Annotated in this window: 15 protein-coding genes; 2 read left to right on the top strand and 13 right to left on the bottom strand. The window is 50.6% G+C overall.

The window, feature by feature from the left end:
* Nucleotides 1–37: 37 nt before the first annotated feature.
* Nucleotides 38–313: a stress-induced protein YchH gene (gene ychH, locus AC2T6E_RS00075; protein WP_042713911.1), complete on the bottom strand. Its 276-nt coding sequence runs from the start codon at nucleotides 311–313 to the stop codon at nucleotides 38–40.
* Between the two features lie 274 nt (nucleotides 314–587).
* On the opposite strand from ychH, the gene pth reads away from it, so the two are divergent.
* Nucleotides 588–1,172, top strand: coding sequence for an aminoacyl-tRNA hydrolase (gene pth / locus AC2T6E_RS00070; RefSeq protein WP_095451149.1), 585 nt, complete (start codon nucleotides 588–590; stop codon nucleotides 1,170–1,172).
* Between the two features lie 126 nt (nucleotides 1,173–1,298).
* Nucleotides 1,299–2,393: a redox-regulated ATPase YchF gene (gene ychF / locus AC2T6E_RS00065; protein ID WP_010432886.1), complete on the top strand. Its 1,095-nt coding sequence runs from the start codon at nucleotides 1,299–1,301 to the stop codon at nucleotides 2,391–2,393.
* Nucleotides 2,394–2,447: 54 nt separating this feature from the next.
* Here the strand turns inward: ychF and AC2T6E_RS00060 are convergent, their stop codons facing one another.
* From AC2T6E_RS00060 to AC2T6E_RS00005, 12 genes are all read right to left on the bottom strand, one after another.
* Nucleotides 2,448–2,741, bottom strand: a complete 294-nt coding sequence (locus tag AC2T6E_RS00060) for a YciI family protein (protein ID WP_103791397.1) — start codon at nucleotides 2,739–2,741, stop codon at nucleotides 2,448–2,450.
* 99 nt (nucleotides 2,742–2,840) lie between these two features.
* The gene (locus AC2T6E_RS00055; RefSeq protein ID WP_486690090.1) at nucleotides 2,841–3,206 is read right to left on the bottom strand and encodes a hypothetical protein; all 366 of its coding nucleotides are present in this window, start codon (nucleotides 3,204–3,206) and stop codon (nucleotides 2,841–2,843) included.
* A gap of 16 nt (nucleotides 3,207–3,222) precedes the next feature.
* On the bottom strand, nucleotides 3,223–3,603 hold the full coding sequence (locus AC2T6E_RS00050; protein ID WP_108417836.1) for a hypothetical protein: 381 nt from the start codon (nucleotides 3,601–3,603) through the stop codon (nucleotides 3,223–3,225).
* An 82-nt stretch (nucleotides 3,604–3,685) separates the two neighbouring features.
* Nucleotides 3,686–4,162 carry a hypothetical protein gene (locus AC2T6E_RS00045; RefSeq protein WP_486690087.1) on the bottom strand — a complete coding sequence of 159 codons (477 nt, stop codon included), beginning with the start codon at nucleotides 4,160–4,162 and terminating at the stop codon, nucleotides 3,686–3,688.
* A 26-nt stretch (nucleotides 4,163–4,188) separates the two neighbouring features.
* Nucleotides 4,189–4,671: a hypothetical protein gene (locus tag AC2T6E_RS00040; RefSeq protein ID WP_486690085.1), complete on the bottom strand. Its 483-nt coding sequence runs from the start codon at nucleotides 4,669–4,671 to the stop codon at nucleotides 4,189–4,191.
* A gap of 145 nt (nucleotides 4,672–4,816) precedes the next feature.
* Entirely contained in the window at nucleotides 4,817–5,062 is a 246-nt protein-coding gene (locus tag AC2T6E_RS00035; protein WP_126817000.1) for a hypothetical protein, read from the bottom strand.
* A 565-nt stretch (nucleotides 5,063–5,627) separates the two neighbouring features.
* The gene (locus AC2T6E_RS00030; protein ID WP_486690083.1) at nucleotides 5,628–5,834 is read right to left on the bottom strand and encodes a hypothetical protein; all 207 of its coding nucleotides are present in this window, start codon (nucleotides 5,832–5,834) and stop codon (nucleotides 5,628–5,630) included.
* 364 nt (nucleotides 5,835–6,198) lie between these two features.
* A complete protein-coding gene (locus AC2T6E_RS00025) occupies nucleotides 6,199–6,621 on the bottom strand; it encodes a hypothetical protein (RefSeq protein ID WP_486690081.1) in 423 nt (140 codons plus the stop codon).
* Between the two features lie 93 nt (nucleotides 6,622–6,714).
* Nucleotides 6,715–7,164 (bottom strand): hypothetical protein, encoded by a 450-nt coding sequence (locus tag AC2T6E_RS00020; protein WP_126816992.1) that lies wholly within the window; start codon nucleotides 7,162–7,164, stop codon nucleotides 6,715–6,717.
* Between the two features lie 2 nt (nucleotides 7,165–7,166).
* The gene (locus AC2T6E_RS00015) at nucleotides 7,167–11,576 is read right to left on the bottom strand and encodes an RHS repeat-associated core domain-containing protein (protein ID WP_486690079.1); all 4,410 of its coding nucleotides are present in this window, start codon (nucleotides 11,574–11,576) and stop codon (nucleotides 7,167–7,169) included.
* A 3-nt stretch (nucleotides 11,577–11,579) separates the two neighbouring features.
* Complete coding sequence (locus AC2T6E_RS00010; RefSeq protein WP_182400746.1) at nucleotides 11,580–12,020, bottom strand: DcrB-related protein; 441 nt, start codon at nucleotides 12,018–12,020, stop codon at nucleotides 11,580–11,582.
* A gap of 75 nt (nucleotides 12,021–12,095) precedes the next feature.
* The coding region (locus tag AC2T6E_RS00005) for a type VI secretion system Vgr family protein (RefSeq protein ID WP_486690077.1) at nucleotides 12,096–13,043 on the bottom strand (948 nt) is incomplete at its 5' end.

Raw genomic sequence — 13,043 nt, 5'->3', positions numbered from 1 at the left:
TCCCCAGGGAACCGTTTCGGTGTTCTTCATCGTAGCACTAGCTGTGCTTATGCTGGTCGCGACGACAGCGTTTGTCGTAGTGGCGCACCCACCAGTACTTGTCACACACTTCCTCATGGCCGCTCACGCGAGCCCCCGCCAGCCATAATACCGCACCAATGAAGATGCTCAATATCGCGCCATGCGCGAAGTATTGCGGGAGATCAAACTGTGGTAACTGGTTTAAAATTGAATAACCCACCCCGGCTACCATCACGAACAGCCCCAACCCCATTAGCACGTTACCGAGTATCGAAGCGTTTTTGCGTTTCATGTGTCACCTCCGGAACTTTGGGTTGTCAGGGGAAAAGCCCCTAATCCTTGTGTGTAAAGTATAGACAACGCCCCTTTTATGAGTTGCGTGAATGATCACAATTACAGATAACGCCCAAACAAAAGTTTACAAATAAGGCTTTGAACAGCTTGAAATTCTAATTGTTCAAACCTGAAATTATTCGCATTTCGTTATGATGGTCGCAGAATTTTGTCAAGCGGCGCGCCAGACAGTAAACTACGCGCCAGATCTGGAACCCATTAGGAATTGAATCGTGACGATTAAAATGATTGTCGGCCTCGCCAACCCGGGCGCAGAATATGCGGCCACTCGCCACAACGCTGGGGCATGGTACGTCGATCTGCTGGCCGAGCGGTTACGTGCTCCCCTGCGTGAAGAACCTAAATTCTTCGGATATACCTCACGTATCAATCTTGCAGGCGCGGATGTTCGCTTACTGGTGCCCACCACCTTTATGAACCTGAGCGGTAAAGCCGTTGCGGCGATGGCAACCTTTTATCGCATCAATCCGGATGAAATTCTGGTGGCTCACGATGAGCTGGATCTCCCACCCGGCGTAGCAAAATTCAAGCTGGGCGGCGGGCACGGCGGCCACAACGGTCTTAAAGACATCATCAGTAAGCTGGGCAATAACCCGAATTTCCACCGTTTGCGCGTCGGAATCGGTCATCCGGGCGATAAAAACAAAGTTGTCGGTTTCGTACTCGGTAAGCCCCCGGTTTCTGAGCAGAAACTGATTGACGAAGCGGTAGACGAAGCGGCGCGCTGCACCGAAATCTGGCTGAAAGATGGGTTAACCAAGGCGACAAACCGCTTGCACGCTTTCAAAGCGCAATAATCCACCCGGTACGGCATTTTTACCGCGCGTCATGCGGGTTACGTGTATAATAGGCGTAGTTATTTACTTTTCATCAATCGGTTATCGTTAACGGATTGATTATCAAGATATTAAGGTGATTTAGAAATGGGATTCAAATGCGGTATCGTCGGTCTGCCAAACGTGGGCAAATCCACCCTGTTTAATGCGCTTACCAAAGCGGGTATCGAAGCGGCGAACTTCCCGTTCTGTACCATCGAACCTAACACCGGCGTTGTGCCAATGCCGGATCCGCGTCTGGACCAGCTCGCGGAAATCGTGAAGCCGCAGCGCATTCTGCCAACCACCATGGAGTTCGTGGACATCGCGGGCCTGGTAAAAGGCGCATCCAAAGGTGAAGGCCTGGGTAACCAGTTCCTGACCAACATTCGTGAAACCGAAGCGATCGGCCACGTTGTGCGCTGCTTCGAGAATGACAACATTATCCACGTTAACAACAAAGTGGATCCGGCTGACGACATCGACGTCATCAACACCGAGCTGGCGCTCTCTGACCTCGACACCTGCGAACGCGCGATTCATCGCGTGCAGAAGAAAGCCAAAGGCGGCGATAAGGACGCGAAAGCGGAACTGGCTGCGCTGGAAAAATGTCTGCCACAGCTGGAAAACGCGGGCATGCTGCGCGCGCTGAAAAACCTGACTGAAGAAGACAAAGCGGCAATCAAATACCTGAGCTTCCTGACCCTTAAGCCAACCATGTACATCGCCAACGTTAACGAAGACGGTTTCGAGAACAACCCGTACCTCGACAAAGTGCGTGAAATTGCAGCGGCAGAAGGTTCTGTGGTTGTGGCAGTTTGCGCTGCCGTTGAATCCGACATCGCCGAGCTGGACGACGCCGACCGTGAAGAGTTCATGGCCGAGCTGGGTCTGGAAGAGCCGGGCCTGAACCGCGTAATTCGCGCAGGCTATGAGCTGCTGAACCTGCAGACCTACTTCACCGCTGGCGTGAAAGAAGTGCGTGCGTGGACCATCCCTGTAGGTGCAACGGCGCCTCAAGCGGCTGGTAAAATCCACACTGACTTCGAGAAAGGCTTTATTCGTGCGCAGACCATCGCGTTTGAAGACTTCATCACCTACAAGGGTGAGCAAGGCGCGAAAGAAGCAGGCAAGATGCGTGCGGAAGGGAAAGATTATATCGTTAAAGATGGCGACGTAATGAATTTCCTGTTCAACGTCTGAGTCGTCTTGAATGAAAAAAATCCACGCCCTGGCGTGGATTTTTTTATTGCGGGGTTAAAACACATTTTCTAATAGTTCTGTTTTCATGCTGGGTTCAAAGGGAATGATTTCGGCAGTCGCAAGCTTCAACGCCTGAAAAGGATCCTCGCGCAAGCGCTCTTCGAGAGAGACCAGACTCTCGCATTTAGCGAGTATGACTCCACCGGTTCTTGGGATCCGTCTACCCGATGCCAGAAATATCCCCTCTGCATACCCCTTTTTTAGCCACTCCACATGAGCAGGAATCGCTGCGTCAACCTCTTCAAGGGGTTTGATATAGGTCAATATGACAATGTAAACCGTACTCATCCTTTGCCTCATAGCTCTGTTTTAAACCGGTTGTTGGAACTGCTTATGCAGCCCTCTTTTGCTACCGGTTATTGTTATCGTTTTTTGGCGCTTTTGATGTTAATACGCTGGGCCCAATTGAGACAAAGCATTACGCTTCATATCCCAGGAATAAAACCACTCATGCCAGCCGTTTTGCTTTTCCGCATAGCTACAGACCACAACCACTTCCTTTGACAGGTTGAAAGTTAAGTAATAGAAAAATGCGCCTTCAGGAGGTGCTGACCAAAATAGTTTTTCGCCCTGCGCATTGAAGATGGTCAAAACGGTTGGTAGTGGCTTTGACTCGCTTAACGCAAAGACTAACTGGCGTGTTGAGTCGACCATTGCATAGTCAAAAAATGGCATACTAACCAGTATGTTACTTTCACCACACGCCCATTGAAGCAGGTCTTTTTCTTTAATACAAATGAGATTTTCAATCATTGGTAAACCTCAACTTTTAAAGTTTGATCTGCTTCAAATCCCCTTCAAAAAGCCCCACAAGATATACCCGGTATCGGGCTGGCTGCACTTCTTTATACGTTAATACAGTGGAAAACTCTTTTAAACACTTTGAACATGTGTTTTTCGAAACATCTAATTGGCTTTCATCATAGCTATATTTCTTATGTTCACTAACAAGCTTCACACCTCTCATTTTCTTAACCAAAAAGCATTTTACCTCTTCAGTGAGCGTGTCAAAATCATATGAGTTTACGATAGAGTAGACTATTACACCCTCGCATTCAGGGCATGCTATTTCCTTTCCATACTCTATGAAATCATTGTCAATGCCATCGAGGACTAATAACTTTTTCTTTAGTCGATTAGTTATTTTCATTTTTTGATCTTTTAATTTTATTAATAAAAAAGTAAGGCGAGAAGAAAATGAGGGACTTTATTAATTAATAACATTATTTATGTCAAACATTCCATTCGATATAAATACCACAATCGAAGCTTTTTTCATTAGACTGTACAACAATACTTCCCCATTCATGCTCCCATTGAATTCCATATGGAGGGGTTGTAATTTTAAGCTTAGGCTTCGAGGTTATTTCATTCTCAACCCATGCTGTCAAACGCTGCCGCTCATCCAATAAATTACTCAGATTAGCCCTTTTATCCCAATCATCTAGAGTTTTATAAAAACTTCCATCCTTACTGGTAAGGAATATTGATGGAGAAAAAGAAAATACTGAAGGCCTCAGTTCCAAAATGAAAATTTGATCTTTCCATTTAATATTATCGATAGAGAAATAAAAAGGTCCTATCGGAGTCAATGGCGAGAAGAATTTGTAAAATGCGGAATTTTTAAAAGTATCAACATCTTTTAACTCGAGTGGGTAGCTGTTAATTGCCACAAAACCAGTATGAACATCAAGGTTCATTTCTAACATATCTAAACCACCTTGCCTGGAAGTGACTACGTTGTATTCCAAACTATATACATCCCATGATTAAATGACTTTGTCTCATATGAGACTGAAACCCGCCCCCACTCATAGTTCCACCTAATGATGTCTGTTTCCGTAATATCAGGCGTGTCCAGGTTTAGTGATCCATTCAACCAATCAGACAAGCTTTTGACTGATTTATTTAGCATGTGAATATTAGTTCGAGCATTCCAATCATTAAATGCTTTATAGTATTGACTATTTTTATCAACAAGATGAAGCATAAAAGGAAAGCCATAGCATACTGGCCGTATATTAACTTGAAATTCTTTGTCGAAAAACGCTACTGAGTCAACAAGGTAGTGATTTGGCATGGTTTTCTTTATAGCTTTTTTCTTTACTAATTCGTGGTATATATCACACTTACAAAAGCCTTCTTCAGTATCAATTTCCAAAGGCAAACCATCAAGATATAGTTCACCTGTAATCGGTTTAAATTTTAAGTCAATCATGTGACCCTGATTTACTTTTGATTGTCTGACAAAATCTTAATGATATAAGCGACTCACATGATAACAACCATATGAGGAGAATTTCCCTTGTACAAATTACATTTGTTATAATCATTTACAATGACATCCGCACAACAATAAGGTCTTATTGCCAATGGTACAGTAAGTCAATCCACATTTCTTTTTCCCCAGCGATAACTTTTATGCCATCTCTATTTTGTTTTACATACTTCATGTACGTTTCATAGATAGCTCTTATAGTCACGGTTTTTTCAGAGCGAGAACCTTCAATCAAAGTCATTAGTTTTTCTAAATAAATTGATGAATCCACTCTTTCGTTGAAAAAAACCTTGAGATAATCGTGTACTTCATTATATGAATCGTAATTCATGATAGGCATTCCTGACTTCATACACTGATTTGTTTGGCACATCCAATTCTGGGGATATCCTGATAGCTGCGTCTCGCTTTCCAGCAGCAGCTTACCTCAGGCTCTATTCGCCCCTTCCCTGCGCATCTCCCTTCGATATCCACTCTCCGCTCTGGCGTGCCGTTGGGCTGGCAGTGGAACCAGAAGATCTCTGGAGCATTAACGCCATCAATATGTGCCAGCGGGTCATCACTGTCTGGTCGCAGTATACTTAGGTCAGCGGCACGTCCCCGTGTACCTTCTGCAGCAGGCGGTTATGGGTAATTTTCTCAATCGTTCTTCGAGCGGATTATCATCAGCGGCGAACAGATTGTGAATTAAGTGAAAAGGAGGAAATCAGCGTAGTGCGTGATATATAAAACAAAAGCCGTAATTGATATAATCCCAATATCTCTCAGAGAGGAGGATAAGGATTGGGAAGAGTCAAGAGTCATTTACCCTGCCCCATGCATCAACCTGCTCAGCCTCCATAAAAAACAAACATAATAAACAACCTGAAAAAATCAATTCCTCACATGACTATTAGTTAGCAAAAATAAAAATAAATATCACGTATCAAATCTCCATCCGCTTCATCAACGGTTCTTGTTTTGACTTTATTAAAGTCAGCTAAAATACCTTTCACTGGCAAATCAGGCTTTGATATGTCATCATAAAATGCTTCCTGTTGACTTTCCCGAAAATATTTTTTTATTAGAAAAACAAGATTCTTTCGTAACTTTTCTTCTGTCATCGCTTTTACTCCGGAATTATACTAACACATTCCCAAAAAAACAGATTACCTCCTGAAATCGATGGTAATAGTATAACCTGAGTAAAATAACACGGGATATTAAGTAAAAAACCATCCAGCCATTTTTTATTTAATATTTCACTGCCATATATTGAATAACCGTCTCCATATCTCCTGTTCCTCATAAGTAGGGACTCTATAATCTTGAGTCTTTCGCCTATATTCCATAAAACATGAGTCTATAGCTCGAATAGCCACCATTTTTTCTTTTCGACAATCATCTAAAATATATTGCATATCATGTAGACAATTAGAATCAAGAATATATTTTTGAAAAAACAGAACCAGGAAATCTAACACTTCATTATAAGATTGTAAATTTATCATGGTTCCACTGGCAGAATATCAAACTTGTCGAAATTAATAACTCTATTTTCAGCATGCAGCTGTTGAACATTTCCTTGCCCGTATTCAGGGTATGCCTTAGCAAACAGTTCAAGTGGCGCTCCTGGTCTATCGCCGAACATTCTTGGTCTCGCACTTGCGGAACACCATTTTCATATAATTGAAGCGTATCAAACTCAGCTCTAAGACGACCCTCACTCCATGATTTATCAAAAGGATCAAGTGAATTCAATTTATCTGCTCCTTTAATCTGGAATGCATCTCTTTCTGTGCACCCGGAGTCTAATTTATCAAAACCAAAATATGTGACTGGTGCGGATTTGAATTCAAATGTTTTAGGCACCCATGCGTTAATCGAACCGTCATCTTCGAGATACCTCATTTAGAATGGCAACTGTTTAATTTATATTGAAATGCTATGACATAGCCATATAAGCAACTTCAATTGAATCATATAATTTTACCAGTTCTCCACTTACAACTCATGATGGCCTAAGCAATAGTGACAGACAATTGTTCCAGTTAGGTTGTGAGGGTCATAAGCAGCATCAACATGTCCCCACTCCCTTGATACAGGAAGAACAATAGCCGATTTAGCTTTGAACCATTCCCTTAAACATCGGGTGACTTTCCCTTCGGGTTTATTCTGTTTTCCCATCAATAATTTTTCTGGGGCGAAGCGCCAACTGCGAATTAATGAGTTAGGATCATTAGGAACCAAGAAATCAATTATGATATATATATCTCCGTACTCATGGTCGCCTTTAAGGATAGTTCTGTATGAGACTGTTTTATTGTCTTTTTTCTCAGGCCACCCCTCCCACCCTACATTTGTATTATAAAACAATTCTGCCTTAGTAACTCTTGGTCCTAATAGCACCCTATTATTAAATTGAAGAACACCAGTTACTGCGTCAAAATTCATTTTCATATCCCAATATCAAATGGAAGGCCAATAGGTTCCAGAACTTTTTTATAATTCGAAAGGAAGAACTGGGTACCGCCACCGCTGCCAAACATTTCAGTATCTTGTGACAAAGCTTGTCCCGTACCAGCAATAGCATCTCGTTTGACTCTATACATCTGAATCTTACTTCTAAACCCAAATTTTTCATGAGGTAGGACTTGTAAGCTTTCCCATAATTTTTGTCGACTACCATTAGCAGCATCTAAAGTGGCTTTGTCGAAATAAAATCCTGACTGCCCAGGCGCTCCACCATAAACAATATCGCCTTCTTTAAGCATTGTGTTTGACCAGGAATCACGGCCTTGATAAATCCCTCTTCCTTGCCACTGCCTACCAAATGCCGCCTGGTTATGGTCGTTTGCTCGAGTCGGTGCACACTTCGCTTTCAATCCTAATGGATCAACCCAATTCAGAGGATTAATGGCGTAAACGTAAGTATTTATACCGCCACTTAAACCTATCGGGTCCTGCTGCGTAAACCGCCCGCAGTCCGGGTCATAATACCGGAACAGATTGTAGTGCAGCCCTGTCTCACGGTCCAGGTATTGCCCCTGCATCCGCAGGTTCTGGGAATATCCTGATAGCTGCGTCTCGCTTTCCCGCAGCAGCTTGCCCCAGGCGCTGTTAACGCCTTCCCATCGCACCTGCCCTTCGATATCTGTCATCCGCTCCGGCGTGCCGTTGGGCTGGCAGTGGAACCAGAAGATCTCCGGGGCATCAGCGCCGTCAATACGCGCCAGCGGGTCATAGCTGTCCTGGTCACTGTAGACGTAGGTCAGCGGCACGTCACCGTGCAGCTCCTGCAGCAGGCGGAACCCTTCCCAGACAAACCGGGTGGTGACCCGCTTGCCGACTGGCTGACCACCCAGTATCTGGCGGCGCGTTTTGCTGATGCGTCGTCCGAGCGGATCGTAGCGGAAGCTGACCTGCGTCTGCGGCCTGTTGCGATCCCGCGGCTGGCTGATAACCTCCGTCAGGCGATGTTCGCCGTCATAGCGGTAGTGCCAGCGAGTCTGACCGTTATCTTTCTCCACGGTGCGGCCGTGGTTGTCATAGCGCCAGCGAATGCCGTTCAGCTGCGTCAGGCGGTTGTGTGTAACCTTCTCGGCAGAGCCTTCGAGCGGGTTACCTGCAGCGTCCCAGCGCCACTGCTCCTGGCCGGGCAGCGTACCGTCCTGAACGAGCATACGCCCGGCGCTGTCGTACTGCCAGCGGTACCAGCTGAACGGGTTATCGTCCCGCTCTTCCCGCACCAGGTTATTGCGATAGTCGTAATCCCAGCGGCGGGACCAGCGGCGCGGCGACGGGCGCTGGGCATTGCCGGTAAAGACGTCCCGGCGATGCAGGCGGCCGAGACGGTCGTATTCGCTGCGGGTGGTCAGCAGCCCCTGCGTGCGGCTTGTTTCACGGTGGAGTTCGTCACGGGTAAAATCGGAGACCGACAGCTTATCGAGAGCAATGCTGAGCAGATGTCCGCTGCCGTAGTAGAACTGCTTCAGCTCGCGGCCATCGGGCAGCGTGACGGAGGTGCGGTTGCCCAGCGTGTCATACTCCCACGCCAGCTCGCCGTGCTCGCCCGCTTCGCGCGTCACGCGACCGAGCGCGTCATATTCAAAGGCGAGTTCCTGCTCTGCCTCGGTGCTCCACGCGTCGGCTGAAAGCGCAGGATGCAGCCCAATCCGGCTCAGCAGCCCTGACGGGGTGTAGTGGTAGCGTGTCTGGCCTTCCGGCGTGGTGCGGGCGACCAGCTGGCCGCTCGCGCTCCAGGCAAAGGCGTGGGTAATGGCCTCGGGATGACCGGCGGCAAAGGTACGCGCTATCGTGCGCCCGCAGGCGTCGTAGCGGTACTGCGAGGCCACACCATCGAGCCCTACCTCTTCCAGCAGCAGCGAATCTGCTCCCCAGCGGAACTGATACGCTTCGCCGTTTTCGTTTTCAAGAGCAACCAGACGCCCTCGGCTGTCCCAGCGGCGGCGAACCTCCTCACCCTGAGTATTACGCGTGGCGGTTAAGCGCCCGGCCTCATCGTATCTGAACTCACTTTCTTTACCGTCCGCGCCAGCATGCTTCACCGGCAGACCGCGTTCGTTCCATTTGAGCGACTCCGTCCAGCCTTCCGGGCGATCGAGCTGCACCGGGCGACCTGCGGCGTCGTAGCGGTAACAGGTCTCTTCGCCGTCAGCGCTTATCTCTGCCACCAGCCAGCCCAGCGGATGATAGCGGTAGCGGGTAATACGCCCGGAACAGTCAGTCGCACGAACGATCTGCCCGGCCTCGTTGTACTCCTGGTAGCGGCTGTTGCCGGCGGCATCGACCTCTTCAACGACCTGACCAAACTCGTCCCGGCGCAGCTGTGTGGTCTGTCCCATCGGATCCACCACACGCTTCAGCCCGTGATGTTCGTCGTACCAGAACCGGGTGGCGCTGCCGTCGGCTTCAACGATGGCTGACGGCAGCGCGCGGTGCTCAAACCAGTTCGTTGCGCGGGCATTGCCGTCGGCGTCGATCTCCTGCACCCGGTTGCCCATCTCGTCATAAACGAAGGTAACGGCATTCCCGAGCGGATCGATGCGACGCGTCAGAAGTTCGTTGTCATCCCACTCGTAGCGCCAGTTTTCACCGCGCTCGTCAACGTAGCGGACGATCAGATTTTGCGCGTTCCAGTAGTGGCGGCGCGTCTGACCGTCGTAGTGCTCAACGGTCGTCAGCCCGGCGGCAAAATCGTAGCTAAAGCGGCAACCGTCGCCGGTGCTGGTGCGGTTTTCCACCACGCGCCAGTGATCGAATTTTTTCCAGCGGTACTCGCTCTCCAGCCCGCCCGGCTGGCGGTGCCAGACCATCAGGCCGTGGTCGTTATAGCGGTATTCGCGGGTAACGACGCCGGAGGCATCCGTCGCGCTCGCCAGCTGTCCGCGCGCATCGTAGCCCCACTGCATCAGCGGCCATGTCTGGTTGCCGTCGAAATGGCTGGCAGCGGTCACGCGCTGCGGGAATCGTTCGTCTTCATAGCGCAGGGTGACGTCTATCGCCCGCGGCTCGTCGTGAAGACCGACCAGCCTGCCGTGCTCGTCCCACTCTGTCAGCAGCGCGTTGCCGTACTCGTCACTGAGGGAGGCCAGACGCAGGATGGATGGATTCGCCCGGGTAGGTTTATACAGACGCCACACCGCGCCGTCATCGTCAGCAATCGCCACGTCGCCGCTCTCATTACGGCGGATAATGATGCCTTCGCTGATGCTGTAAAACGCGCGGTCAACAGGCGGCAGCTCGAAGCTCAGCTCGCGTCCGGTTTCGTCGTACCAGGTGGCGTTGTTTTCTTCCAGCGTCAGATAGCTGTCAAAGGCGGTAGCCCAGCCCAGGCCAAACAACCCTTCGCGGGTGGTCAGGCTGTTGTAGCTGCGCTGCCAGCGAAGCGGGAAGCGGCCCGGCAGCGAGAAATCGAGTTCATCATCGTCATTCAGCACCTTCACACCGGTGGCGGCATGCACCGGGTGCGAGGAGCCAAACACGGCATTGACGGCCATATCGGCCAGCATCCCGCCGCCGGCTGCCGCCAGCGCGCAGGGCATGTTTTTCAGGATCTTGCCCGGACGGCCGCGGAGCAGGGAGAGCGCAATCATCCCCAGCGCCAGACCCGGCGTTTTGCCGCTTTTGATATCGCGAACCGTGAGCGTGTCGCCGCCGATGATCACGTTCGGGGAGACATCATCAGAAACGGTCCCTTCGCAGGTGGTGCGATCTTTCGCACGCACCGCAGGCTGGCCGTTAATGAAGACGCTTTTCGAGCCTTCCGCCAGATACTGCGGTCCGGAGTGCTTTTCACACGCCACCTTGTCTTCTTCCAGCGGTGAGGTGCCCGCGGCGGCAGACGCCACGCTCGGCTGCCACATTTCGCTACCAAACTGTCCGGCAGCGGAAAGCAGCATGCCCGCGTAATCGGCAAAGCTGCCCGGAGACTGCGGCTCAGGTGAAGGGGTATCTGCTGGCGTCAGCGTTCCGGCCGCGCGCGCGGCAGGGATCGCATTCGTCAGAACGTTATTCGAACCCGTTGTGATTTTCCCCGCAGGCGACGGCGGGAAAAGCGCGTTGCCTAACCCTTCGGCGGCGTTGCTGATATCGTCTGTGATCCCCGCCACGTTTGCCAGCACGCCGCCAATGATGCCGCTTAACAGACAACTGGAGCCAATCGCCGCCACGCCTGCGGCTGCCGCCCCTGCCCCCAGCAATGGCGCTGCCACGGTAGCTGCGGCACCCACCGCCGCGCCGATCACCGCATAGGCGGCACCTTCCGCCACAATGCTGGTGATGTCAGCAAAAATGCTGGAGTGAATAATCTCATCGCCCTTACGGGCCGCGTTGTTATCGCTCATGCCTTACACATTCCGGTTGTCGTTTAGCGTCAGGCTCTGCTTAAGCGCGCTCCAGCGCACCTCGTCCTCTTCAGTGAATGCTCTGAGCGCTGAGAGGGTAAAAATCATCAACACCGGTTTGCCCGGCGTCTGCACGGCCAGCTGTTTTTGCCACAGGCGCTGCCCGTTATGGTCAAAGTTGGTTTCAACTTCCAGACCGCTGATGTTGCCGTCAGGCCCGGTTTTCACACTCTGGAACTCGCTCTGAACGACCTCGCCCATCTGAGGGCGCATCACGTCCCACTGGCGGTGGAACTCTTCCTCATAATCGCTGCCATCCGGGATAACGCCGCGGCTGACCACAACGGACAGCCCGCTTTCGTCATCGCGAATAATATTCATGCTGTTATCCTGCCAGGCCGCAGGGAAAAGGGAAAACGAACCTTCCTGGAGGGTATATTTCATTGGTGAATCCGCGTCTAAGAATGCTGAAGAATTTTAAGGACCGTTATGGACAACATGGTGGCAGACAGAAAGCGGTTATTCTTTCGGCGGCGTGAATTTCGCCTGCACCGCCGCATCAATATCCCCTTTATGCCCCGCGCCCGGCGCCGTGGTGCCCGGTTTTGTGCCTGAGGTATTCAGGTGCAGCTTTCCGCCCGTCGTGATATGACCATCCCCTTCAACAAAGAAGTTAAACTCTTTGCCGATCAGGCTAATTTTGCCGTTCGCGTTAAGCTCAATGGCGCTCTCGCCGGAGACAAGTCTCAGCTTTGTTCCGGAAGCGATAACGTACTGCTCCACCGCCGCATCCAGCTTGCCTTTCCCCGTCAGGATCTCGGTTCCACCTTTCACCGCCTGGATCTGATTAGCCTCCACGCGATGCAGCTCGTTTTTCTTAACGTAATGGCTGCGCTCGCCACCGACGCTGTGCGTTTCATCATTCTTAACGCTGGTGTCCATGTTGCGCTCGGCCTGGATCCACACCTGCTCTGCACCTGCCTTGTCCTCAAAGCGCAGCGCGTTGGCGTTGTCGACCGAGCCGTCTTTCGTGCGGCTCATAAAGCCCATCTGCGTCGCCGCTGCCGGCAGCGCCCACGGCGGCATGCTGGCTTCGTTATACACGCGCCCGGTAATAATCGGACGATCCGGGTCGCCGTTGATAAAGTCCACCACCACCTCATCGCCCACGCGCGGAATTTGCACACCGCCGTAGCCCTGGCCGGCCCACGCGCTCGACACGCGCACCCAGCAGGAGCTGGTGTCATCACCCTTCGCCAGACGGTCCCAGTGGAACTTCACCTTCACGCGACCATATTTATCCGTCCAGATACTCTCCCCCTGCGGCCCGACCACTTTCGCGGTCTGCGGGCCGTAGGTGCGCGGCCACGCCGTGCTCTGCGCCGGGCGATAAGAGACCGACGCCGGGATGACCGTGAAATCGGTGCGGTGAATGGTTTCACCTTCACCGCTGGCGTAGCGGTTCTC

It is taken from the genome of Enterobacter sp. B79-1, from assembly GCF_057444735.1.
Note: the sequence above shows the minus strand (reverse complement) of the source record. Positions and strands in the feature narration are given on the sequence as shown.